This window comes from Lachnoclostridium phytofermentans ISDg, from assembly GCF_000018685.1.
GTDB classification, from domain to species: Bacteria; Bacillota; Clostridia; order Lachnospirales; family Lachnospiraceae; genus Lachnoclostridium; species Lachnoclostridium phytofermentans.
The window spans coordinates 1,975,607-2,000,602 of record NC_010001.1 but is presented as its reverse complement, the minus strand read 5'-3'; the positions used below and the strand labels follow the sequence as shown (position 1 = coordinate 2,000,602).

The following is a 24,996-nucleotide window of genomic DNA, read 5'->3' as shown; positions in this document are numbered from 1 at the left end:
ATCCTCCATTGAATTAAGTTTGTATTTATTATAAGAGAACAACCTTTAATGAACCTTAAATGAAGAATTTTTATATACGGTATTTCTTTTTAAATCAAAAAAGCTCTGCACTAAGTATTTTTGTGAGTTTCAATGAATCTCCCTAAATACATAGTACAGAGCCAAAAAGTCTCGGATTTTCACCCGAGAACCTTTCATCGTTAAGAATTATTTTTATTTAACGTAAACATAAAGGTAGTACTTTCTCCCTCCACACTTGTAGCATAAATCTTACCACCTGTGTTGTCGATTATTGCCTTGGCAATGGACAACCCTAATCCATAACTACCATCATGTGCTCTTGACGGGTCGGTGCGATAGAAACGATCAAATATCTTTGGTAGATGTTCTGAAGAAATACCATCTCCAGTGTTTTTTATCGTAAACACCACTTGATGTCTTGTTTGTTCTAGTACAATATCAATACTACCGTTTTTATTTGAATATTTTATGGCGTTGTCAAACAGTATTTTCACTACCTGTACCAGCTTATCACTGTCGCCATTTATAATGATATTTGGCTCAATACTTTGCGTAAGCATCAAGCCTTTTTCAAATACCACAGCTTCCATAGATAACACGGTGTCACGGATAGTATCACTGATATTAAATGGTAAGCTATCCATGCCGATTTCAACGTTATCAGTTTTGGCAAGATATAAAAGATTGCCCACGAGTTTCCCCATACGATCGGTTTCGGCCTTGATATATTCCACCCACTTTTTTTGACTTTCGATGGTTTCCTGCTTGTTTGCCAGGAGAACGTCGGTATTAGCGCCAATAGATGCAATGGGTGTTTTGAGTTCATGAGAGGCATCCGTAACAAACTGCTTTTGTTTCATATACGCTATTTCAACAGGGGCAACAGATCGTCTGGCAAAAAACACACTAATGCCAAAGATAACAAAAAGCATTAGAAAACCGATTACAGCAAATGTAATGTAAAGATTAGTCAATATTCCCTGTGACTCCGTGATATCTAAAAAAGATATCTTACTGCAATTTATTAACTGAACAACTTTCCCTGTTCCGTTGTCCTCAAATCCCCTCATTGCTAGATTCCCTATCTCATTGATTTGGAACATCCACCGCTTTCCATCAAGCGATATGTTCGCTGCATGTTTTCCTGTGGAAAGCGCAAGCTCTGCAGCTTTTATATACATCTTTTCAGGCATATCGACAAAAGAATGTATACTGACAGGGCTGCCATCACTGTCAATGATAATATTAAAAGAAAGGGTATAGTCGGTTGGGATTGTACCATTTGCAATACGTCCTCCAAACATTGTGTTAGGAAGAATTGCTTGTTTGCCAACGGTGTAAGTAGCGGAAACTTTTTGAAGTTTTGCATTGTTTTCATTTTGTATATTCGTATAGGTCATGATATAGATTACAGCAAAGGCAGCAAGCATCATTACCGAAATGATTACCATATTAAGCATTATAAATCTGTTTCGTAATTTCTTAAACATAATCCTTATTCTTCCTTTACCATTTTTAACATGTATCCAAGACCTCGTATAGTTTGAATTGTATTCGTTGAACCTAGTGCAGCCAGTTTTTTACGCAGAAAAGAGATGTATACCTCCACATGGTTATCTTCTGCTTCACCATCAAAGCCCCACAGCTTTTCGATAATGTAATTTTTTGAGATAACCATACCTTTCATGTTCATAAGTAATTCTAAAAGCTGGCTTTCTTTTAGGGTTAATTTGTATGTTTTTTTACCACAATACACATCCAGCGTATTGGGATTAAGTTCTATATCACCATAAGACAATATACCTTCCGGAATAATTTCACCCTTTCTGCGCCCTAACGCACGCAAACGAGCAAGAAGCTCTTCGGTTTTAAATGGCTTTGGTAGATAATCATCCGCACCGGTATCCAGTCCTCTTACCTTGTCTTCGGTTTCCCCTTTGGCGGATAGTAGTATTACAGGAGTGGCAATTTTTTCTCTACGTAAAGACTTTAGAACATCCAACCCATTCATTTTAGGCAACATGATATCAAGTATAATGATATCGTAGATAGCTGACAACGCACAATCAAGCCCATACTCACCATCATGGGCTAAATCGACAGTATAATTGTTCTTGCGTAAAACCTGCGCCACAGCTTCTGCCATGTATTTTTCATCTTCAATCAATAATATTCTCATTGTTATGTTTTCCTAACCTTAATCAACTAAAAAAGTTTTAGAATTTTTGAGTTGTGGTATGCTCCTTATTACTATATTTTAAGAGGTCAACCTTAAATGAATCTTAAATTATAGCATAATTATTATACTATAAAATAGTTCAAAGTCTCCTCTTTTATCATTCATATTGATGCATGCTAAATTTCTTTCATGTACTATTAATTTTGATATGTTGTATAAATGGATATCTTATCCTTGATTATCCATAATATAACAGATATACTATAGAAAAAGATAAAAAACATGCTAGCCATTCTTCCAATGAATTGGATTGTTTGTGTTTCATTGCATACACAAACTTGGCATACACAAAATGCAGCGCATAAGGAGAAAAACTATGGTTGATAATACGAATGACTCAAAATTCATATGCTTAACTTGTGGGCGTTCTTTGGATAGTGCTACTTCCGTTTGCCCTTGTGGTGGACGCGCAACAAGACGTCCTAGACCAGAGCAAGAAGTATTTGAAGAAGAAAACCAGAAAATAGAAACAATTTGGAAATATAGAAAAATAGCATATAAGCTTTCTATCCCTATGATTGCTATCTTTTTTCTTGGGTGTTTACTCACAATAGTTCATATATATCTGGGTATAGCCGTAATGGGCTTGGGAGCTTTAATATCGATAGGATACTCACTTGCAGGTCTTTATTATAATTGTTGTCCTTTTTGCGGACGTTTACTCAATAGAATTCCTTTAAGCGATGTATTTTGTCCACAATGTGGAAAGAGAATTAAACCAGTAGAGAAATACAAATATTCACCACCGACAGACTTATAAGATTATATACAATACGAATAAGACTAATCTAAAATATGAACGAAATCATTTCAATATCATCCTAATTATTGAAAAAGAGACTTTTCCTAATACTACAATCTCAATATAGGGATAAAAATAAGGTTATTAACTTTAAATAGCCCAGATAGAAAACTTTTTCTATCTGGCTATTTAATCAATGCTTTCGCTATTGTTCCAATAATTCTCTTAATAAAGGTAAGAAGAAACGGATTCTTGATCACCAGTATATAATATAATTCCAACTTTATTTTTCATGCAATCTTCTCCTCTGTCATATTGGATAACACCTGTTTATTTATTCTCTTTTTCCATCCAAACTTTCATACAATCAAACAACTCATCATCCGTCATATGATTTTCCATATTCGTAATCAACACAACTCTACGATCCTCTTCCGCATATAAAAAATAACGTTGCCATTCATAAAAGTGTGGTCCATCCCCAAGGTTTCTTAGATATCCCATCAGATGTCGAAGCACATAAGCAGTTTGTTTTACATCGCAAAGGCAGTCATTTGCATAAAAACCTTTCCATTTTCCATACTCTCTCGCTCGAAGATTATCGTTTGCATTCTGGAATTTCTCTGCTGCTAACCCAATGTGATAGAATGCTTCTTTTAACTCTCCTTGTTCATAACAATGATATCCTTCACAAAAGGAAATGGAACCTTCAACACAGAGCAAATGTAACTTTACTTGTAGCCAGATACTATCCAATATTAATGTTTTTGCTGATATATTTCTATCTAAAGCCTGAATCGTATTATTATTCTCCACTTCATCCGATTCAGAATATTGATTCTCCTTTAAATCCGTTTGGGTTAGGTCATTCACTATTACTTCACATTTAGAAAATAGTACTTGCATTTTGCTCCTCGCTTCTAGCATTCGAGAATGAAACCAAGAGACTTGCTTTGAAATAGTAAGCGTCTTCTCATCTCCAAGATTTAGCCAAAGAAGCCCTTTAACTGGTGATTCTTTTTCCCCTTTCATCATGTGATGAACAAACTGTCTGACAGTGTAATTATAAAACTGCTCTCCCGCATGCTCATCCTCCTTTTCTCCAAAGGGTACCATGCAATTTGCATACTCTGAAAAGCACTCTGCAATATCTTCCACGTGAGAACCATAATACTGATTAATATACTGCTTTCTATGTTTATTCGCATCAATTGTACCATCCGTCCATAGAACATGAAGGCAGTCCAGTGGATAAACGTGTGGTTTTATATTAGAACAATTCACAATGAGGAATTCATCTACACCTATGCTAAATGCATGCTCTAATTCTCTTCCGATAAACTCCATAGAATTTGGTAACATCGTCATGTGATTTGCAGCCTGTAAATCATAGAAGGAGGCATGATAATAAATCCCATGAGTAAAACCTACTGCTTCCAACTTATCATTATTAGGTAAAGAATATACTCTAGGATTGTTATTTCCCTGTCTTCTTGAAACCATTTTTCCGTATCCGTTATCTGCCCACACCTTAATTATACCTTTGGGTAAATCTAACATGCCCTCTTGATATAACTCCATAATTTCACCGTAGAGATTCGTGCAACATACAGGATTCTTTACTCTTTCAGAAACCATCTGATACTGTAACTTTATTAGCGAACTGATTAATTCTCCCCTTTGTTTTGGTGTCGCATATTTAGGATCGCTTTCCCAGAAAGGAAGATCTCCTTGCCCCCTAAAACCAAGATTCCAGATAACTTTATCCTCAATTTGCGCTTCAATTCCTTCTCTCCAAAGTTTCTGAAATAATTCCGGATACTCATCATAGGAAGGATTTAAGTTCGGGTAAGCCCTTGCAAACATCTCTGCACCTAAAGGTTCTGCATGGTGATGCGTAATCCATAATCCCATATCTGAAGCAAGTTTGCGATAAATCTTAGAGTTTGAATCCGTTCCCGGAATCACCATATTACCACCAAAGCGAAGTAATGCTTCCATCGCCATCTCCCAAGCATAGGATGGACTACCATCCACCTTCCATGTTGAGATTAAAACTTCATCATTTATAAACCATCCTCGATATCTTACTTTTGCTTTCTTAGATACAATTTCTTCTTTTCCAGATAATACGGTGACCGAAGCTTTCTTCGTAAATATCTGGTCGTTCCAGAACCATAGAGGTGTAACACCAAGTGTATTTTCACTTATATTATTGAGCGCATAAATAAAACCAAGTTCATCTGCTGCCTCTAGAATAATAGACTTTTCCTCACCAAAGAATCGAAAACTTTCCGCTTCACCTTCTTTCAAATAAAGAACGATATTCATTCCTGTATCATCTGATTCACAAAGAGTATTTTCCATGTCACGATAAAATCTTTTAATTGCAAGCATGATTGGTATTGTGACTTCATTTTCTGCTAAATGACTAGTATCAATCTGTGTGTTATGGTTAATGTAATATGTACTCATGCTTTTGTCTCCTATCTTATGTATGTAAGGTTATCTTACACTATTTGACGAGTAATGGGAAGATATAAAACCGCCTCCACTCTAGCTTTTAACTAGTGTGAAGGCGGTGCGGGCAGTCGGTAATAATAATATATTATTTCTTAGTTATGATTAAGGTAACTCTCTTTAATTTTTTCCACAACTTCAATGTCAGCAGGAAGCCATAGAACAGAATCCAGTTCTTCAATTGCTAACCATTTAGATGCTTCATGCTCTAATAGTTTTACCTCTCCAGCCTTGATACCACAGAAATAACATTGCATAGATAAATGGAAATTAGGATAAGTATACTCAACTGTAGTTAAGAAATCTATAATTTCAATGTCGATATCTAATTCTTCTTTTATTTCTCGTCTAAGTGCTACTTCTGATGATTCGGCTTCTTCAATCTTACCACCAGGAAATTCCCATCCGCCTTTAAAATCACCATAACCACGTTGTGTAGCGAGAATTCTCTTATTATTCACTATGATAGCGGCTACTACTTTTATTGTTTTCATCTTAAATCTTCCTTTTGCATAATTATCATAATATAGTCATACGTAACTTATTTTCATTTATAAACTACATCAAAAAAAGTACCTAGTCAAGTTAATGATTCATATTGACTAATCATAGCACCAGATTTGTATTTCAACCTTACAACTTAATTATTATCTCCTACAGGTACATTATCATTGACAAAATACTGGTATAAATCCTCTCTAACAGGTATATCAAGTTTATATCTAAACTCTAAAACGGTATCCCCTACTTCTTCTCTGCGAACCATTTTCTTTTCACCTGTATTAAATACTTGTCCCATAAAATAATACTCACTTGCCCCTTTATCATTACTATTTTTCTGCATAAACAAAAATATCGATGTTTTATTAGAATAAAAGTAGCTCATTTCTGGTGAGTTTAAATTTCTTCCTGGTTTTGATATTGATATAAGTTCTACTGGTGATACAAATCTATCTTTATATTTTTGTGAATCATTGATACCTTCATCTTTTTCATAAGTGATAAATACTGGTAAGGTACAAGTTTCCTTATCATAAAAGTACCCACCTACATTTTGTGGATTTTGATTTTTATCCCAATTCAATAATCTACAGACATCGCTTTTTGTATACTTCTGATATAAAACAAAATCTGTATCTCTATACCTATTACTAAAATACTTCTTATAACGTTTTATTCCATAGTCCAGTAATTCATTTAATAGCAAAAAGAAAATATCATCAGTTATCGCTAATGCGAATTGCTCCGTAGGTACAATTTCTACTTCCATATCTTTTATAAATAAACTCTTTGAGAACTTTTTCTTTTGTGGTTCACTTGGAACAAAATCATTTGTTAATACTTTATATATATTTCGGAGTCTATTTCTACTAGGTGAATCTCCATAATAATTCGCCAAGTCATTCTCATATGTTTTTCTTAAATAATATTTATACGTGATAAGTCGCTTTAATAAAAGTAGTTCATCAACTCTTTTTCCACTAGCAATCTTTTGTGATATAAATACTAGCATTTCTTCTTGTGTTTCGTTAAGTGCATCTTTATATAAATAATCAACCTCGTATTTTTTCAAAAAATTATGATAAGAGCCTAAAGAATTATTTTCGAAGATACATTCTATATCGATCGTATTATATTCCTCGTAATCGTTATATGTAGGAATTCTACCCAGTTTATTTTTTAAACATCTATATTCATATTTAATATCTTCAACTTTGTTTAAAGTTGATCTATTTATTGACTTATAAATTCTTTCTTTAGATATTTCATCAAAATGAATACTTGAAGATCCAGGAATAATACGTGTACCTTCAGCAATAAATTTACGTAAACTGTCCTTATTCCTACTTCTATCTCCAGATAAAGCTATAGGAATCATGAAATTATTGGTATAGTTTCCTATAAAATCTAATATTACAACAAATTCTTTATTATCAGCTTTTCTTAACCCTCTACCTAACTGTTGAATAAATACTATTGGTGATTCCGTAGGACGTAACATGATTACCTGATTTACCTCTGGTATATCCACTCCTTCATTAAAGATATCTACTGTAAAGATATAATCTAGCTTATTTACTGTTGATTTGCTAACTAATCTATCTATGGCTTCCTCTCTTTCAATAACAGAATTGTCACCAGATAGATAAGTTGTATTATATCCTCGCATATTGAACTTTTCTGACAAAACTCGAGCTTCATCGTTCGAACTGCAAAAAACTAGGCCTTTTACTCGTTCTCCGCTATAACCAAAATATTTTGCTTTTTTAATCACATAATTAACTCTTTCATCAGATATCAATTTATTAAAGTTTCGTAATCCAAGAGTATCCGTAAAATCTTCCCCATTAATTAATAGATCTGTTATACCAAAATAATGAAACGGACATAACAAATTTTCTTCTAATGCTTTTTGTAATCGTATCTCATATGCTATATTGTTATCAAATAATTCATATATATTATATCCATCTGGTCTATCAGGACTAGCTGTCATTCCAAGCCATAATTTAGGCTTAAAATAATTCATTATTACTTGGTAACTTGCAGCCCCAGCTCGATGAACTTCATCGATAACTATTATCTGAAATTCATTCTGCTAACTTTCTTAAAGCTTCAGGTTCACTGAATGTCAAATAATTAGTTGTTAGTATCCTACCAGGAATATTTTTCTTCTCAAGTTCTGTTAAAGTCTGTAATAATGGTGTTATTCCACCTATGGTTATAAATGCAACACTAATAAAAAATTCTTCACAATCATTTAATTCATTCTCTATTGTTGATAAAACTTTTTTACCACTTAAATGATCATTTGCAATAAATTCAGGACGGTAAGCTAAATTAGAGTATGTATACTGATTAATAAACGCTGTATTTAAGCCATTTTGAATTTCTATTTCTTTACTCATTATGTAAACTCCCTTATATTCTCTAACTTCTATGTAACAATATAGTCCAATTTTACCATATTCAAGCTTTTATGTCATTAAACATATACTATTACAAAAAAAGCAGACTCATTTTGAGACTGCCTCTTCATATAAGTATAAATCCTATCCTCTACCTTTTAGTACTCATCTAAAACGCACCTCAACCTCTCATTAATCACTCCCCTAAACCCCTTCCCCTACATAAACATTAGGATTATAATTATTCGGGCTCTTAATCGTAAATACTAACTCTCCAATCTGTTCTTCATTTAAATATTGTGGTTCAACGCCATAATAATGATTTGCTGCTTCCTTCACCCCATAGCAGCCTTCTCCAAAATAAATAACATTAAGATAAAGCTCTAAAATTTCATCTTTCGAATAATTTCTTTCTAATTCAAAAGCAACAAACACTTCAGCCACTTTTCTATCTAACTTTTTTTCAAAAGAAAAGTACATATTCTTTGCAAGCTGCTGAGTAATCGTACTTCCCCCTTGCACAAAAGAACCTGCCATTACATTATTAAACATTGCTCTCGTAGTGGATATTGGATCTATTCCAAAGTGATAATAAAATCGTTTATCCTCTGATTGTAACAACTCCTTAATATAGTCTTCTGGAATTGTATCAAGACTAAAATACCCTTCTTTTTCTTTGATATTATCAACAACGCTTTCCACGCTATTTTCCTTTACTGCATTTTGGTACATTTTATACCCACTTGAAATGACTGGCATAGCTTTAGTAAAGCATAATATAATGGTTGAAAGAATTATTAAACTAAATATCCAAATAAATTTCTTCTTCATATATTCCTCCTTGTATAATGGAAATATAATAAGTTTATTTAAAACTGTCTAGTTGAGGATTAGCGTCTCCTCCGTATTTTATGATGAAATTATATCATGGAGAATTTTTTTCATCCATCGATTCATCTTACAGATAGCTTACATTTATGTAATATTGAAACATAATAATGATTCCTTTTATATAAAATAAGAAACAGACAAAATAAATCTTGCCTGCTTCTTATTACTACTTTAATATTTTATTACATCCCTGAAACATTATTTAGTTTTTGACTTTCTAAGAAAGATACAACTGCTTCTTTTTATCTTGATTACTGCCATAATACGGGATTACTCATTCTATTATTTCTCAATTATTTACAGCAATTGGAATATTGAACAGGACATACTCCAATTCTTCATTATTTTCAGTTATCGTAGCTATTTTAACTCCTAATAAATCACCATCTAACCTAAGATTATGTTCTCTCATATAGGAAAATGGTTCTTGAAATATAGCTTTCTTATAATTTAAAGTGTTTTTATTTATTTTATCAATATTGACAGGTAGTTTTTCCAAGCTCATGAGAGTTTTTCTTGTATTATATCTTTCTGTATACTCATTTTCCTCAATATTAAACTGTTTTAAATCTGATACCTTTACAGCCCATCCCATATTGATATCTATTTCATCACATTCAATATCTTCTTTTTTAATTATGTATACCATCTGTACTTCTGGTGCCAAATATAAGTATTCATGAATCTTTCTAGTACGATTTTCTTCCAACAATAAATTTTCACCACTTTGATATAATACATAGGAATATGCAATACAATCTCTGATGTAAAGATGTTGATAAATACTATTCGTTTTCTCCAAAAGAATCAGGTCATCACTTAATCGATGTCTTAGATTCGTCAAATAAGCTATTTCATCTTGCATATTTTGATCTTGTTTTTTATACTGCTGAATTAATTCTTGAATACTATAATCTTTCATTTCAATAATATCAGTATGTGTAAATCCATATTTTCTTAATGCCCTAACTGTCATTAACCTAGTGAGATCACCTTTATTATAATATCTATATGTATTATTTTTATCTCGTTTCGATTTAATGTGCCCATATCCCTCATATCGTCTTACTGTATTAGTTGACACATTTAATAATTTCGCTAATTCACTAATCTTATATTTCATGGAAATCCCCCAAAATATCATGTAATATTTCATCTTAATTGTAATAATTATATTATAACATAATGCTTTTGCTTGTCAATTTCCCGTCATTTTGTTTATTTATTATTATTTATTCATGTTATTTTGGTATATTATGTTATTTAAATCTAAATTTTTCAAAATAACATAAAATTAGATTAGTAGATCGAATATTTTTACTAAAAATCCAATACCAAACATGTAAAAGTCTACTTTACATACTTTTCCTCACCTAAAGAGAAAACGCACTTTTTACGAAGATTCACTTATCATGAATGATAAAAGGGTGAGACTACTTAGAATCTCACCCTCTACTAGAAATGGAATAAATTTTCTTTATTTATATTGTCTATAATAACCTATTTATAAACTTGCACTTTGGTTTTGATAGAAAGTAATTTGCCATTTTTATCTTTCACACTAACAACGACATAATCTTCCCCTACAGATTTTGCTGATACTACAGCGGTTAATTTACCATTATTTTTGCCAACGATAGCAATATCTCGCTTTGTAGTTTTCCATACAATTTCTTCATTTCTATAGCCATTGACTTCCAATGTAAATGAGTTTTTATCACCTATCACCATGGATGAAGCTGCCCTCTTAAACGTAATGCTCGCTTCATTTACTGTGACTTGTTGTTGTAATTGCTTTGTTTTACCGTCTGACAAAGTAACTGTAATATAAATTATGGTTTTTCCTTTACTCTTACCAACAATCTTTCCAGTTTGACTTACTATAGCAATCTTGGTATTACCAGACTTATAACTAAGCATCATTTCACCTTCGGAAATATTAGTATTGGAGCTTGTAAAGTCCTTTACAACTTTTAGTGTACTTGGGTAACGTAAGCCTACCCATTCCCAATCCATTGTTCCTCCAATATAAATATTTTTTTCGGAATTTACATTAATCTGATCAATTAACGCCACTTTCGGTGTTGGTTCAGGTGTTGGACTTGGTTTTACGTCTGGTACTGGATCTGGTTTCCCCCCTGGTGTTGGACTTGGCTTTACCTCTGGTGTTGGTTTTGGTGTTACTTCAGGGGTTGGCGTTGGTTCAGGGGTAGGCTCTACAATAACCTCATCTTTAAAAACTGCACCAATAAAACCGCCATTCGTTGAGAATGTTGCATATTTACTATTCTCCTTAATTTGCAGAAAACCATGAGTATTAATGGAACCATCTGAGTTTCTCCATGCAGTATGGAAATCAGTAGATAGATCTGGTGCAACGATACTCACAAAAATATCAGTAGCAACTGGTGTAATCACTGTTCCACTTTTACTCGTTGAATCGAAGGTTCCACCTATACTTCCTTCATATTCGTAATATTTATCACTGTTCATATATACGATTTTTGATCCAATCGCTGATGTAATCTTATCCGAAGCGATTTTTCTCGTGCTTATTCCGATTGCATTGTAAACAGTTGGTCTGTTTGCACGATCAATCTGGAAATTAGCCTTTTTACTTCCACTAAGATTGCTGTTATTAAATGCTGTAATGTTTTTAAATGTGAGCGGTGCAGGATTATTGTTATCTGTAAAACCATGTGCACCATTTTTAAATGCCATACAATTTTCAACTATGTGTGGTGTAGCAATTCCCGAACCACCAAGTTTAAATCCGTTCATATCTCCGCTTGCACTACCTGATCCGTTCGTTAATTTACCATTTCTAAAAGCAATACAATTTCTAATAGTGATTACTCCTATTGGACCAGTTTCTGACTTAGCATATAAATCCCATCCATCATCACTGTTATTATAAGACATGCAACCATCAAATACGTTACCTTCACCACAAGTTAACTTTGCTGCAAAGCCATCTGCATTTTCTCCTGTTGCATCGCTGTTGTTAAAGGATGTGCTATTCTTTATTAAGTTATAACTTGGCCATAGATCTATGGTTGCAGCTGTAGTATCATAACGACTTAATTGTAAACCAGTATCTCTATTCTCATAAAACTGGCACATTTCAATTATGTTATGATTTCCAGAGAGTAACATACCATTATCTCCGGCGCCTTTAAATTCGATTCCATACCATTTCCAGTAATCTGCATCTTGTACTAGACCACGGTTGCTAGGTAAATACTCCTGCTCCGAAAAATCTAAAATAACCTTACCACCCATATAGTTTCTTACTGTCTTATAAGCACCAGCACTACCACTGTTCCATTTTTCTACAACAATCGGTTCACTGTACTTATAGTTTCCTGGCAACATCCAGATAGTATTACCAGCTTTTACTTTGGTTAGAGCAACGATAAGCTTAATTGGATCATCAAATGTACCTTCTCCAGTTTCTGATGCGTTTGGTGATACAAAGATGTCTCCCTCTACAACAGATTCAGGAGGTGTTGGTGTTCCTGTAGGCACTATAGTTGGTGTTATTGTTGGTATTACTGTTGGTATTTCTGTTGGCTTAGGTGCTTCCGTTGGTACTATGGTTGGTGTTACTGTTGGTACTTCTTTATCATCCAAAGATAAACTCATATAAAATAAATTAGCGGTATCTGCTTTATCTATTGTATATTTTGTTCCAGCTAAAACAGGAATTGTTAGAATACCTGTTTGATCATCACCTGTATACTTTGCACCATTCACTTTTGCATTCACCTTACCAGTTGAAGGATTAAAGACCATGGTATAAATACCATCTGCCGGTGAGGTAAAAACTATCTGTGTTCCCGTTTCCATCTTTAAACAATCCGTAAGATTCATACCATTGTATGTAACGGTTCCTTTATTATTTGCCAAATTAGCTAATCCTGGAAACGAATAGAAAGAACTTGTAAGTCTTTGTGTTGTGAAATTATGTGAATAATCTTCGCTCGTTGGCGGTTGTGTTGGTGCTATGGTTGGTTCTGTTGGTGATTGTGTGGGTTCTGTAGTTGGCCCTTCATTATTGTCTCCTAATCCACCAACGGAAACTAACCTAGACGTATAATTCATAATTGCCACTTGTAGCTCAGGAATTACTTCAGAATTCGTATCTTCTGCTTCACTCAAATACCATTTAAAATCTCCACCGTTGTTACGTCCTGCAAAAGATTCAACCTTAATTTTTGCCACTTCTGCAGAATCTACTGAATAAGAATATATTCTACTTGGATTGGTATCAAAGTTATTGTAACTTGTTCCCCCTTGTACAGTTACTACATCAGCTGGGATTTGCTCCTCTCTGTTCTCCACTGTATAGGCATCAATTTGTCCCGCATCTGGTGTTGTATATTGATTTACAAATCGTTTCTCACCGACCATGAAGTTTCCAAATTCTTTAATTATACCACCATTTTCTCCAGAGAAAGTTCCCTTATTGGTATAGTTACCTGTATTAGAATCGTATTTATCGGTACCTTGTCCAGAAGAAAGCATTGGATATTGACAATTCCTAAAATAATTATTTTCTACAAATGCAGAAGCTCCCATTGTAACTCCAACACCGTATTTTGAAACGCCATCAAAATAGTTATTATAGATATGTATACTTCCAAGTCTGATTCGTGGATGACGTGAATCTGAATGGTCAAACCAATTGTGATGATAAGTAATAAAAAATTCCTGACTTTCACTCATTCCTGCTAGACTAGACTTACCTGAATCCCAAAAGTGATTGTAAGAAACCGTTACATTGGTAGAAAAAGCTTTTACATCTATGGAACCGTCTCCCTTAACCTGGTCAGAATCGCTCCCTGGTTTTCCATAAAATAAATCATTGTTATGAACCCATATATTCTCATTTTTAGTGTCCAATGAAACTGCATCATCACCAAACCACATGATTCCTAAGTTTCTAATCTCAATGTTTTTACCTTCTCGAACTAGAATACCCCAGCCATAGACTGTTGCATCGTCTCCGATACCTTCTAATGTTACGTTGGAAGTTTTCTTTATATTTAACAAAGAACCACTCACTCCAGCAGGAGTTTCTACTTTTCCAATGATACGTATGATAAGTGGCCTTAAATCTTTTCCCTTTTCTCTCTTTGACAAAATGTCAACAATACCGGTACAAGTTTCCTCCTTGCTACCTGTGTTTACGCCCAAGGTAACAGTATCCTTATTTTCATTGGTTAGATAAACAATCTGTGCACCATCTCTAACAGTTCCATCGTTATTATAACCACCGGATCCTGTTTTGTACGTTGAAAACTCTGAAAATGCAAAACCTTCTCTTGTATGTGCTGATACAAATAAAGTACCAGTTACCTCTGCACTCTCCTCAACTTCTATCCCAGATATAACAGGGACAACTTTAATGACATAAATACCTGCTGCAAGCCCTACGGCATCCGCCCTATAGTAAGTTGGATATTTTCTTATTAATTCATTATCTAACTTAACATAAGCGGTATCCTCTTCATAAGCACCCTTAACATACGCTACATATCCGTCTACCCCGTCCATAGGCATCCACTTCACATATGCGGATTCTAACCATCCACTACTTTCGATTAGGTCAATGTTAGTACTAGATGCTTTAGCAACCATACTTAACGGCGATGGTATAATTGTTATTAGCAACATTAATGCAGTTAAGAACATCGCTATCCATCGTTTCAAATTCAACTTTTGCATTAGAAAACCCTCCTACATATACATTATTAATCATTGGAACAAAATCTAGTATAAAGGTTGACATACTGTCATAGTCAACCTTTAATTCGTATATAAAATTGTAAAAATAGGAGAAATAAACCTATGTAACGCTACATTCATGATGTTAAATTTGATGTAGAAATATAGTGTTGATTAAAGTAAAACAAGATGAATTGATAAGCCTTTCATTTTCACAAAAAATAGGAAAAGGCTAATCTATCATAGCCCTCTCCTAAAAAAAGTCCTGTCTCTAGTATCGAGGCGAGTTCCAAAGGTACCTCACCACAGCACTTGGCACATATTCAATTACTCATTTGCATTTGCCTCACGACCAACTGTAACATTATCCTTTGTGCGATCTCCAAGTGCTGGTACTGGATGATCCGTATCCTGATAACGATAATCCTCACCCTTAGAATCTATATAGGATTGAATCACTATATGCGTTGGCACTTCTTCCACTGGCTCATTTACAGCCTTCTGGAATTTAAAGAAATCAGCATCACTACTTAAGGATGCTACATCAACATACTCTTCTTTTTTAGAGGTATTTTGAACAGTATTTGCAAGAATATCACGTACATATGCTTTATTTTCGTGTAACGTTAATAGTTGAGGGAAATTTCCGTCTGGTATTACTTCCTGCCAATCTTTTTTCTCATATTTCTTTAGCATGTCTGCTGCCATATGAAGATGAGCAACTTCCTGATGAAAATGCTCTTCCCAAATGCCTTTGATACAAAGGTCAGTTTCATCCTCAAAGCAAGAATAATAAAGATAACATTCCGTATACTCATGCATTAGCAAATTTTCTAAGAATGTTGTCTTGGTATCCAACAAACTACCATATTGAGTAACATGTTGTTCCTCTATTAGTCCTATTTCTTGATATAACTGCCTTCCAAGATCATCATGATCATATAAAGCAGCTACATTCATATAATAGTTCATCGTCTGCTGCTCCGCTGCTGTAATAATAGCAACATTTAACTTCGTGATTGGTACAGCTGATTTACAATTTATAAAAAATCTTACATTGTCAAATGGATAGCGATGTTCAGAAATGGTAGGACGACCTGGCATAATCTCAGCATAATGTCCAACCAATTCCTCTGACTTAACCCCCATCGTAGCCTCTAACAAATCCGAATAACGATATAAATGGTCAAAGTCTTCTAGCAATGCAAAATCAAGGGCAGCTTTTACATTCTTATCTGGCTCTCTCTTCGCTAACTCAGCGGTAAGATCAACTGCTAATTGTTCATAGCTTATGGTATGCTCTAAAATGGTCTCATCCTTAGGCTTTAATGAAGCGATAGCTTTTTGTTGTTGCTGTTCAACTCTTCTTATCAATGCTAAGCCTCTACGAATGTCATTATTCGGACAGTCTAATTGAATCTGTTCAAAAACATATTCAATAGAACGATACTTAATTATTATATCATGAGTAATCATTTTCAGAAATTCAGCTTTAATTGGTATTTATCAATTTCATTCGTTATCTATCTGGCGATAGAACTCTGCAAGAATCGGTTTTGATATCAGATCTAACAGGTAGCAACCTCTTTGTTATCCTTCTTGTTGTCCTTGTGTATACGTCCTATTATATAAGAGGATAGAGTGACAGTAATCAAAGAATAAAATATTTTTTGTACTGGTATATAGCTAAGTGACAATAATAATACAACAAAATCAGTTGCAAAATATGCTTTTGAGATATTGCATCCAGAAAGTTGTGCAATAATCAACGCCAGGGCATCATCACCACCAGAGGCACCCCCCATACGGACTACAAGACCGACACCGACACCAACAAATAATCCACCTACTATAGCTGCAAGTAAAGGAATACTACTTAAATCAGGAATAACAAAGCCAATATGTTCAAAAATATTATAGAAGAAGGAAAACCCTACACTGGCTATCAAAGCATTTTTTAAAAATTCTTTACCCAATAACTTAAATCCAATAAAATAACACAAGGAATCTAGACATATTCCTGTAATTCCTGGAGAGATTCCTGTCCAATGTTTTAATAACAAAATCATTCCAAGTACACCACCCTCTGTAATGTTACTTTGGCTATGTACATTAAACAAACCAAAAGCTAATATAGCAACACCTAATAAAAGAATGCTATAATGCTTGATTGTATCTTTTCTTATGTTAAATTTCTTCATTACAACCTCCACGAAACTCATTAATTTTTCTATATTTCTAAATTTAGTTAAGATCAAAGTATCTTCTCTGCTCTAGACTCCTATAATTTTTATCTTATGGACGGATACACTCTGGCTAAGCAAAGATACTTCGTCGTGCTGAACCCCCACAGATAAAGCGTAAATTTCTTAGATGGTATTTTATTCATAAACAACTCAAAGAAACTTTCTCATAAAAATAAGAAATCCATACGTATGACTTCCTTGACATGATTTACTATAAAGGATATAGTAACTATATTGTCAAGAAAAATATTGGAGGTATTTATCATTAATGAATACGAAGTTTACAGTCGGTGAAATCGCTAAATTGAGCGGATTATCCAAACAGACCCTTATCTACTATGATAAGGAGAATGTATTTAAACCCAAATTAGTCGACTCCAATAATAACTACCGTTACTATACTGCAGATCAAATTGAAGTATTGGACAGCATTCTAATTCTTAAGGAAATTGGATTATCCTTAAAAGAAATCAAAGATTTTATGAATCATCGTAATAGTGATAACGCTGTTGCCTTACTAAAAAATCAACAAAAGGAAATAAAACAAAAGATAAAACAACTTTCTTTAATCGAAAATAGATTGGATTATAAATTAAGAACTTTACAAGAATTTGACCGTGATAGTGAGCGTGTTCAGATAACTACATTAGAAAAAACAGAATACTTGGCAATAGAACCGGTAACAACTCCTAACGGACTTCTAGACGTTGATTTAGCCATAAAGAGATTGTTAACAAAAGCGAATAATCATAACTATCCATATTATTATCAAATAGGTGATATGGTTTCTAAAGAAAATCTGCTATTAGGCAATTATATCAGCTTTGAATATGCATTTCTTCCACTACAAGTAGCACCAGAAAAAGGTACTTATCACAAGAAAGTAAAAGGAACCTATGCGAAATGTTACCACCAAGGACCTTACAAAAATATTACTGATACTTATCAATTCCTTATTGAATATATAAAAAAAGAAGGTTATCAGATAGCCTCCCCATCCTATGAATATTGTATTTTAGATAGCTTAACTACTAAAAAATCCGAAGAGTACGTTACTGAAATACAGATAAAAATCGAGAAAACATAGAAATTTACGTTCATTTACATTTTCATAATTTCAATTATACATCACCTTTATTCTGTGATTGAGCCAAATAATGATTTTAATCGTTTAAACCAAAAATGCACCCTTAGAAATAAAGAAGAATAGAAATCCAATTCATGCCTTGGTTTTCTATTCTTTCATTGTATTATTCCATTCTTCTTTAGATTCCCAGTTCTCCTTTGGGTTCTATATTCTCTTTTAGGTTCTATATTCTTCCATGGGTTTGTATTCTCCTATGGATTTATCTTGGCTTTCTACTCCCCCTTTAGTTTCCATTAACTCTCATGAAACATCTTAGCAAATACCGGAATATAGAGTATAAACGATAAAGCTAAAAAAGCTCCTGTAATTATCATCAATAAATTAATCCAGACAACATTTAAATTTGGGAATGCTATTAGAACTAACATGGTAGCATAAAATACAGCAGTAGAAACCTTGCCAAACCACATCGCACCATCTAGTTTTTTGTTTCTCTTTAATAGAAGATAACCACAAACTCCCATCGTACATTCTTTTACAGCAAATAATATCACTAGTAAAAACATACCTTTTACGTGAAACATCGTACACAATAGTATTGCAGTTTGTGTGAGTTTATCTGCAATCGGGTCAATTGCTTTACCAAGCTCCGTTATCTGATTGAACTTTCTTGCAATAAACCCATCCAAAAGATCGGTAATTCCTGCAATCAATAAAAAGGATGCTGCTAAATAATAATCTCCAGGCTTATCTGCTTTTAAATAACTAATTGCAAAACATGGAACTAATAGGAATCGGATATAGCATAAAATATTTGGAATATTAAATACTTCTTTTGCAGTTAATTTCATACGATCACTTACCTCTCTTACTAGTACTCTAATCATTTTAAGCTTTAAAATTATTTTAATCAATACTTTGACCTTATTAATTATATATTATTCTATTACAGCAACTATTTCTAGTTGCTTTTACTAATCAATTAAATATTTTAAATCGATGGGTGGATAGTGTGAAAAATTATATTAGATGATTTTGGAGATGTTGATTGGTATTGAATTTAAATATAATTAAACGTTCTTTATAGTAGATAAAAAGAATGACTTGTATCTTCATTTTTTGTATAATTGAAATAATCTAAAAAATGGATAAACTAGAATTTTTACTGGAGGAACTTATGGATATATATAGTTTCTGGAACACAACCTTAAAACAGAATGCTTCTACTATGAGAACATATTTTCATGCAGATGCTTATGTAAGATGGCATAATACTAATGAACATTTTACAGTTGATGAGTTTATTCAAGCAAATTGTGAGTATCCCGATAAATGGGATGGAGAAGTAGAAAGAGTTGAGGAAATTCGTGATTTAATTATTACTGTTACACATGTATATGCTGTTAACAAGCCACTTTCTTTTCATGTTACTTCATTTATTAGAGTTAAAGATGACAAAATTATTTCTATTGATGAATACTGGGGAGATGATGGATCCGCCCCACAATGGCGATTAGATAAACATATTGGTAAGTCTATAAAATAAATTCTAGTTTGACGAGAAGTTGAATGTAATAGTTTAACTTCTCGTCTTTTCATCAAAATAGCTTGAATTACTCTAAATCTTGAATATTCATCTTCTCTAGTTCATTGTTCTTTTTAAACTGTTCTCTACATGCGAAATAAATTGCAAGAGATACAATAGTTGGTATATTCATAATAAATAAAGGAAGCAACCATTGGAGTATAGTATCTAACACAGTAGCATTCGTCGACATTGCTCTTACTTGATTAAATATTATTCCATTCAGGAAAGCTACTGCTGAAAAAGACATACAGAGTAACGGAAGAATTAATCCTAACCATTTATTTTTTCTCTTTGAAAGAAATACCTGTAATAAAACCAAACTTACAAAAAACAATAATAAAAAAAACAATTTAGACATTCTTAATACCCCTTCTCAATTTTTTTATATTCAGAAATCAATATCTTAGCTGTATCAAAATCGACCTTATCGTTCACAGCAAGTCGTTTAATCAAAGCAACATAAGGGTCATTTGTAGTGTCTTCGCTAATTTTAATTTTTTGTATTAATTTATCTAGTCTCAATCTAACTGTAGGATAAGTAACATTATATTGATTCGCTATTTCTTTTAATGAACCAGAGGCAAGTAAAAATTTTTTAATAAATGAAATGTCTTCATCATCTAAATTTAACATCCATTCTGGTACAACTTCGATTGCCATGTAATCACTCCTTTAATATTATTAAGTTTATACTTTAATTTTATTAAAGTCAATATTAAATTATATTAAAATTAAAATAAATAGTTTACAAGAATTAAACGAAAAATTTTTATCAACCCTCAGAAAAATTCAACTCACGGAAACAGAATTTATTTGCTCAGATTACCGATTCTAAAAAATGGTGATGAATCCTTCTTTCGATTCATCACCATTTTTCATAACATATGATTATTTACTCATCCATACAATTATAGAATAGCTTTGTAAGTTCCACACGGCTGGTGATACCTAACTTTTGATAGATATTATACACCATGCGCTTTACTGTTCCCTCACTAATATGAAGTTTGTGGGCTATGTATTTATTTGTTTCATTTTGCACTATTGATGTGGCTATCACTAATTCCCTTTTTGTTAGAATGCCCTCTAAGTGGTTATCATTAATAAGATTTTTTGAAATAGTACTATTTGGATGCTTTTCCTTGATATTCTCTTCATTTTTCTGATCATTTATCATACTTTTCTCTCCCTATTTGGTGGCAGCTCTCGTTTCAAAGTACAAATCCATATTCTATTCTCCTTTATTACATTTTTAAATACTTATTGTGATCATCTTTATTCATCGGTATAAGACCTAATTTAAAATCGGCTACAACATATTATTCTATTTTTTCCCTTTTTCAGGGAAATCTTGTATTCAATTGGCTTTTTTTTGATCCCAATAATGGTACTCAGGCAATTTCCAATAGAATTCATGTGAAATATAATGAAAACTCTTTTTAAGCATATTGTTCTCTTTCTATGCCTATTCAATAGCCCGATTGATAGATAGAAATCTAAAATCAAAATTGGGAACAAAAAAAGGCAAATAAAGTACACCGTATGACAAATCTGTCCTGAGCTATTTTATACTTTTATAAACAAGGATACAGGTATGTATACCAATTCATGCAACCGCTGAAGGAGGAAATCAAATGAATTATGAAAACAAACCAACCAAGTTTACTTGGGAGGGGCTTGGAGATATTGACGCAGGAAGAGGTACTTTGGGGCCGGACATGCCGGTATTCGTGTACCGACTGTTCCAATTCACCCTAAAGGATATCCTGGACAGAGAATATGACGAAGAGACTTCCAATAACTTGTACCGGGCAGCTGGTCATCTGGCTGGTACAGAACTGGCAAAAAATATCTTAGATCTTTCCGGCGATTTTGATTTCTTTGTCGCCAACCTAACCAACAAGCTAAAAGAGTTGAAAATCGGTATACTACGTATTGAAAAAGCCGATCTGGATGCATTTTCCTTTACCCTGACGGTTTCAGAAGATCTAGATTGTTCGGGGCTACCACTTTATGGAGAAACCGTATGTGATTATGATGAAGGTTTTATTGCAGGCATTCTTGAAACGTATAGTGGGCAACCTTTTACGGTTAGGGAGGTCGACTGCTGGGCAACCGGTGCTAGAACCTGTCGGTTTTCCGCTGAATTAAAATAAGTAGGACACGCCTTACTAGAAGGTCCGGAAAGGAGATGCCAGAGAATGGATGACAAAATTCAGATGACACTTGCCACCATGCAAAATATCTTTAAAGAGCTACTGTCCGGAAAACAGTGTGAGCCAATGGAAGAACCTTCTCAGATACTAGAACTGCAGAATCTCTCAAAGCTGATAAATAAGCTGATTCAAAATATGAATGAAATGAACCGCTTGACAATTGACCTTTCACAAGGTAAGCTGGACGGTCCCCTCCCTTCCCGATATAACTACATGGCTAGCCCACTAAAGCAGCTTCACTCCCAACTATCCATTCTGAAATGGAACATGTGTCAGCTACAATCAGGATATGTAGTCAGTAAACTTGAGTATACCGGGGAATTGTTTGATGCCTTTAACGGACTAATTGATCAGGTGGTAGCTGCTTCTACACAGGAACGAAACAGCGTCGTTTCCGATATACCTTCCTTTAACAGTTGGCGTTATCATCAGATACTCCAGGCCCTTAATATGCTTCATATTCTGGTACTTGAAATAGACAGCAATGGCCGAGTGATGTATGCGAACCACTCGGCAAAGGAAATATTAGGTGAAATGGAATATATTTCTTCAGAGTGTAGAAAAAGCAAGGTATTAGAGGTTATTAAAAGATTCAGCAGCGAGGACTATACCTTCCCTGCTCTTCAGGAGATTTATGAGAACGGCAGCAGAACATGGTACCAGATCACATCTGACAGGATTTTGCTTCCCAACGGACAAATATTATACATACATATGATTGAAAATGTTAATGAGTGGAAAATTAAAGAAAATCAATTGATACTGTCATCAATGAAAGATACGTTGACATCTGCCTATAACCGTAAAACAGGGCTTGAGGAACTGGAAAATCTCCTAGCCCATAGGGACCCAAGAAAAACACATTGCATATCCTTTATCGATATCGATAGCTTAAAAACCATCAATGATACCTATGGTCACAATGAAGGGGATTATACAATAAAGAATATTGCCAAGGTACTTCTCTCAACCGTACGCGATTCAGATATCGTCTGCCGGTTTGGCGGTGATGAATTTTTTATTATCTTCAAAAACTGTTCGGAAGAAGCTGCGAATAAAATTATCATGAGAACGTACGAGATACTGGACAATATGAACAACAGCAATAGAAAACCCTACATGCTGTCCTTTAGTTACGGTATTGTACCTTTTTCTTCCGATTCTACCTATAAGGCTACTGACCTACTGGAATTAGCCGATCAAAAGATGTATCAATATAAAAACAAAAAATTAAAAACTTAAATTAATTTTAACTATTGGGATCTATGAGTTTAAAGTGATTTTTTTCCCAATAAAAAACCTAGTTCTAAAAAACGTCTACTAAGATATTAAAGTCCTGAAAAACATCGCAATATAGTACAATACCGCCTCCCCAAAGGAGGCGGTAAAAGTGAGTTAACGAAAAAAGTCAGTAATTATCACCTTTCGTACAATTCGAAGCATAAATATACTTATATAATATTTTGAGATGAAACTCTGGGAATGCAAACTCTGATTTTAAAGATCTTTTTTTCCTGATCAAGTTCTATCAATACCAATCCACCAGTATCTTCAACCACTTCCTTTATGATTCGTAACCCAAATCCATGAAAATCCTTATCATCTTTCGAGGTTTCCTGTTCACCGCCTACCATTGAAAGTTCACCATTAAAAGAATTGCCTATCTCAATAGTTGCCCACTCCTTACTTCCGGAACTTGTTATCTCAATAAACCGTTCTTTCCCTGATATTTTACTGCAGGCTTCTAAGGCGTTATCAATTGCATTTGAAAAAACACGGACGATATCTAGCTCTGACATCGGAACATCTTCTGGAAGATGTGCATGTGCCCAAAAGCGGATGCCCTTTTCCTCACCTGCTTTGGCTGCATTCTGCAAAATGGCATCCAACAGGACATTGTTGGAGTAGGTTTTATGAATAAGTACATCTCGTTGCATCGTGTCATGAATATTATCAAGCATTCGTGTTGCCCGCTCATACTCTTTGCTGTTTAATAAAGTTTTCACAGAAGTCATCATCTTCTCATAGTCGTGTCGGAATATCCGGTAGCTCTCTGTAAATCTGCAGTATGATTGATAATGGCGTATTTGATAGGATAGCTGTTCCTGTAACTTATGGGAATGTTTCTGGTATTCAAGAAGTTCTGATACCTTGGCTATATGTTGAAAAACAAGTTGCTGACATAGCTTACTTATGATACAAGCTCCTAAATACAAGAATGAATACCAAGCAGATCTTACATCATCAAAATAACGCCCGTCATTTACAATCATTAGAAATACCATATGGAATATCATATATATAACGGTAAATCTAATATGTTCTCTATTATAAAGCGCTAGCTTAGCCTTACTATCCGGAACAATTACCTTACGTACAAACTGGATACTCAGTATCGAAAGGAATACAGCCGATGCGGCTACCAAATCATAATAAATTTCATGCTGGAGAACATCTTTGACGCTGGTTTGCAAAACGATTGAATAGATTGAACAGACAATCCCTCTGCTGCTATATAAAGAAAACATATAAACACTGCTTGCATAAATGATTTGCACCCAGTTAGCGCGAAATAACAAATGAGATCCTAACATAATCGAACCCATCATAAAAAAGACTGCGATACGGTGGTCCAGATACATATAGGCTGGAATGGTTATGCCGATATTGATAGCAACTGCAGCTGCATAAAAAAGACAATAGTTTCTTTTCGCTGGAAACATGTGAATGAAGTAACTGAACATATAGATATCATAAATAAGAACTAGAAAAGCGAATACTAACAGATGCATACTTTTTTACCTCTT

The 24,996-nt window shown here is 33.8% G+C and carries 21 protein-coding genes; 5 read left to right on the top strand and 16 right to left on the bottom strand.

From position 1 onward, the window contains the following. Positions 1-200: 200 nt before the first annotated feature. Positions 201-1,511 carry a sensor histidine kinase gene (locus CPHY_RS08420; RefSeq protein ID WP_012199647.1) on the bottom strand — a complete coding sequence of 437 codons (1,311 nt, stop codon included), beginning with the start codon at positions 1,509-1,511 and terminating at the stop codon, positions 201-203. 5 nt (positions 1,512-1,516) lie between these two features. Further along, on the bottom strand, positions 1,517-2,200 hold the full coding sequence (locus CPHY_RS08415) for a response regulator transcription factor (protein ID WP_012199646.1): 684 nt from the start codon (positions 2,198-2,200) through the stop codon (positions 1,517-1,519). Between the two features lie 376 nt (positions 2,201-2,576). Here CPHY_RS08415 and CPHY_RS08410 point away from each other — a divergent pair, with 376 nt between their 5' ends. Beyond that, on the top strand, positions 2,577-3,020 hold the full coding sequence (locus CPHY_RS08410) for a hypothetical protein (protein WP_041703377.1): 444 nt from the start codon (positions 2,577-2,579) through the stop codon (positions 3,018-3,020). Positions 3,021-3,332: 312 nt separating this feature from the next. Here the strand turns inward: CPHY_RS08410 and CPHY_RS08405 are convergent, their stop codons facing one another. The 9 genes from CPHY_RS08405 to CPHY_RS08370 form a co-directional block, all read right to left on the bottom strand. Beyond that, positions 3,333-5,477, bottom strand: a complete 2,145-nt coding sequence (locus CPHY_RS08405) for a glycosyl hydrolase 115 family protein (RefSeq protein WP_012199644.1) — start codon at positions 5,475-5,477, stop codon at positions 3,333-3,335. Between the two features lie 140 nt (positions 5,478-5,617). Next, a complete protein-coding gene (locus CPHY_RS08400; protein WP_012199643.1) occupies positions 5,618-6,016 on the bottom strand; it encodes a (deoxy)nucleoside triphosphate pyrophosphohydrolase in 399 nt (132 codons plus the stop codon). 146 nt (positions 6,017-6,162) lie between these two features. Then, positions 6,163-8,052: a DUF3427 domain-containing protein gene (locus tag CPHY_RS08395; protein WP_049762330.1), complete on the bottom strand. Its 1,890-nt coding sequence runs from the start codon at positions 8,050-8,052 to the stop codon at positions 6,163-6,165. Between the two features lie 61 nt (positions 8,053-8,113). Then, a complete protein-coding gene (locus CPHY_RS22430) occupies positions 8,114-8,431 on the bottom strand; it encodes a phospholipase D-like domain-containing protein (protein ID WP_049762329.1) in 318 nt (105 codons plus the stop codon). 204 nt (positions 8,432-8,635) lie between these two features. Continuing rightward, positions 8,636-9,262: a biosynthetic peptidoglycan transglycosylase gene (locus CPHY_RS08390; RefSeq protein ID WP_012199642.1), complete on the bottom strand. Its 627-nt coding sequence runs from the start codon at positions 9,260-9,262 to the stop codon at positions 8,636-8,638. Positions 9,263-9,611: 349 nt separating this feature from the next. Further along, a complete protein-coding gene (locus CPHY_RS08385) occupies positions 9,612-10,445 on the bottom strand; it encodes a MerR family transcriptional regulator (RefSeq protein ID WP_012199641.1) in 834 nt (277 codons plus the stop codon). A 377-nt stretch (positions 10,446-10,822) separates the two neighbouring features. Next, positions 10,823-15,052 carry a pectate lyase family protein gene (locus tag CPHY_RS20740; RefSeq protein ID WP_012199640.1) on the bottom strand — a complete coding sequence of 1,410 codons (4,230 nt, stop codon included), beginning with the start codon at positions 15,050-15,052 and terminating at the stop codon, positions 10,823-10,825. Between the two features lie 327 nt (positions 15,053-15,379). Further along, entirely contained in the window at positions 15,380-16,528 is a 1,149-nt protein-coding gene (locus tag CPHY_RS08375; protein ID WP_012199639.1) for a hypothetical protein, read from the bottom strand. A gap of 92 nt (positions 16,529-16,620) precedes the next feature. Beyond that, on the bottom strand, positions 16,621-17,253 hold the full coding sequence (locus tag CPHY_RS08370) for a YitT family protein (RefSeq protein WP_012199638.1): 633 nt from the start codon (positions 17,251-17,253) through the stop codon (positions 16,621-16,623). A 313-nt stretch (positions 17,254-17,566) separates the two neighbouring features. Here CPHY_RS08370 and CPHY_RS08365 point away from each other — a divergent pair, with 313 nt between their 5' ends. After that, positions 17,567-18,385 (top strand): MerR family transcriptional regulator, encoded by an 819-nt coding sequence (locus tag CPHY_RS08365; RefSeq protein WP_012199637.1) that lies wholly within the window; start codon positions 17,567-17,569, stop codon positions 18,383-18,385. Positions 18,386-18,678: 293 nt separating this feature from the next. Here CPHY_RS08365 and CPHY_RS08360 read toward each other — a convergent pair whose 3' ends face one another. Beyond that, positions 18,679-19,299, bottom strand: coding sequence for a CDP-alcohol phosphatidyltransferase family protein (locus CPHY_RS08360; RefSeq protein WP_330370897.1), 621 nt, complete (start codon positions 19,297-19,299; stop codon positions 18,679-18,681). A gap of 263 nt (positions 19,300-19,562) precedes the next feature. Between CPHY_RS08360 and CPHY_RS08355 the strand changes: the two genes are divergently transcribed. Continuing rightward, positions 19,563-19,931 carry a nuclear transport factor 2-like protein gene (locus tag CPHY_RS08355; protein WP_012199635.1) on the top strand — a complete coding sequence of 123 codons (369 nt, stop codon included), beginning with the start codon at positions 19,563-19,565 and terminating at the stop codon, positions 19,929-19,931. Between the two features lie 67 nt (positions 19,932-19,998). Here the strand turns inward: CPHY_RS08355 and CPHY_RS08350 are convergent, their stop codons facing one another. The 3 genes from CPHY_RS08350 to CPHY_RS08340 all read right to left on the bottom strand — a co-directional run bounded on the left by CPHY_RS08350 (position 19,999) and on the right by CPHY_RS08340 (position 21,150). After that, positions 19,999-20,331 (bottom strand): hypothetical protein, encoded by a 333-nt coding sequence (locus CPHY_RS08350; RefSeq protein WP_041703374.1) that lies wholly within the window; start codon positions 20,329-20,331, stop codon positions 19,999-20,001. 2 nt (positions 20,332-20,333) lie between these two features. Then, the gene (locus tag CPHY_RS08345; RefSeq protein ID WP_012199633.1) at positions 20,334-20,633 is read right to left on the bottom strand and encodes a DUF2089 family protein; all 300 of its coding nucleotides are present in this window, start codon (positions 20,631-20,633) and stop codon (positions 20,334-20,336) included. Positions 20,634-20,865: 232 nt separating this feature from the next. Further along, positions 20,866-21,150, bottom strand: a complete 285-nt coding sequence (locus CPHY_RS08340) for a response regulator transcription factor (protein WP_012199632.1) — start codon at positions 21,148-21,150, stop codon at positions 20,866-20,868. A 457-nt stretch (positions 21,151-21,607) separates the two neighbouring features. Between CPHY_RS08340 and CPHY_RS08335 the strand changes: the two genes are divergently transcribed. Then, positions 21,608-22,129, top strand: a complete 522-nt coding sequence (locus CPHY_RS08335; RefSeq protein WP_012199631.1) for a V4R domain-containing protein — start codon at positions 21,608-21,610, stop codon at positions 22,127-22,129. Between the two features lie 45 nt (positions 22,130-22,174). Then, a complete protein-coding gene (locus tag CPHY_RS08330) occupies positions 22,175-23,431 on the top strand; it encodes a sensor domain-containing diguanylate cyclase (protein ID WP_012199630.1) in 1,257 nt (418 codons plus the stop codon). A gap of 209 nt (positions 23,432-23,640) precedes the next feature. On the opposite strand, the gene CPHY_RS08325 is transcribed toward CPHY_RS08330, so the two are convergent. Beyond that, the gene (locus tag CPHY_RS08325) at positions 23,641-24,981 is read right to left on the bottom strand and encodes a sensor histidine kinase (RefSeq protein WP_012199629.1); all 1,341 of its coding nucleotides are present in this window, start codon (positions 24,979-24,981) and stop codon (positions 23,641-23,643) included. Positions 24,982-24,996 lie beyond the last annotated feature (15 nt).

Bases quoted from the DNA above. Each gene is read 5' to 3' on its own strand.
- CPHY_RS08420 (WP_012199647.1), bottom strand. From the start codon at position 1,511: ATGTTTAAGAAATTACGAAACAGATTTATAATGCTTAATATGGTAATC.
- CPHY_RS08415 (WP_012199646.1), bottom strand. From the start codon at position 2,200: ATGAGAATATTATTGATTGAAGATGAAAAATACATGGCAGAAGCTGTG.
- CPHY_RS08410 (WP_041703377.1), top strand. From the start codon at position 2,577: ATGGTTGATAATACGAATGACTCAAAATTCATATGCTTAACTTGTGGG.
- CPHY_RS08405 (WP_012199644.1), bottom strand. From the start codon at position 5,477: ATGAGTACATATTACATTAACCATAACACACAGATTGATACTAGTCAT.
- CPHY_RS08400 (WP_012199643.1), bottom strand. From the start codon at position 6,016: ATGAAAACAATAAAAGTAGTAGCCGCTATCATAGTGAATAATAAGAGA.
- CPHY_RS08395 (WP_049762330.1), bottom strand. From the start codon at position 8,052: ATGAATTATTTTAAGCCTAAATTATGGCTTGGAATGACAGCTAGTCCT.
- CPHY_RS22430 (WP_049762329.1), bottom strand. From the start codon at position 8,431: ATGAGTAAAGAAATAGAAATTCAAAATGGCTTAAATACAGCGTTTATT.
- CPHY_RS08390 (WP_012199642.1), bottom strand. From the start codon at position 9,262: ATGAAGAAGAAATTTATTTGGATATTTAGTTTAATAATTCTTTCAACC.
- CPHY_RS08385 (WP_012199641.1), bottom strand. From the start codon at position 10,445: ATGAAATATAAGATTAGTGAATTAGCGAAATTATTAAATGTGTCAACT.
- CPHY_RS20740 (WP_012199640.1), bottom strand. From the start codon at position 15,052: ATGCAAAAGTTGAATTTGAAACGATGGATAGCGATGTTCTTAACTGCA.
- CPHY_RS08375 (WP_012199639.1), bottom strand. From the start codon at position 16,528: ATGATTACTCATGATATAATAATTAAGTATCGTTCTATTGAATATGTT.
- CPHY_RS08370 (WP_012199638.1), bottom strand. From the start codon at position 17,253: ATGAAGAAATTTAACATAAGAAAAGATACAATCAAGCATTATAGCATT.
- CPHY_RS08365 (WP_012199637.1), top strand. From the start codon at position 17,567: ATGAATACGAAGTTTACAGTCGGTGAAATCGCTAAATTGAGCGGATTA.
- CPHY_RS08355 (WP_012199635.1), top strand. From the start codon at position 19,563: ATGGATATATATAGTTTCTGGAACACAACCTTAAAACAGAATGCTTCT.
- CPHY_RS08350 (WP_041703374.1), bottom strand. From the start codon at position 20,331: ATGTCTAAATTGTTTTTTTTATTATTGTTTTTTGTAAGTTTGGTTTTA.
- CPHY_RS08345 (WP_012199633.1), bottom strand. From the start codon at position 20,633: ATGGCAATCGAAGTTGTACCAGAATGGATGTTAAATTTAGATGATGAA.
- CPHY_RS08340 (WP_012199632.1), bottom strand. From the start codon at position 21,150: ATGATAAATGATCAGAAAAATGAAGAGAATATCAAGGAAAAGCATCCA.
- CPHY_RS08335 (WP_012199631.1), top strand. From the start codon at position 21,608: ATGAATTATGAAAACAAACCAACCAAGTTTACTTGGGAGGGGCTTGGA.
- CPHY_RS08330 (WP_012199630.1), top strand. From the start codon at position 22,175: ATGGATGACAAAATTCAGATGACACTTGCCACCATGCAAAATATCTTT.
- CPHY_RS08325 (WP_012199629.1), bottom strand. From the start codon at position 24,981: ATGCATCTGTTAGTATTCGCTTTTCTAGTTCTTATTTATGATATCTAT.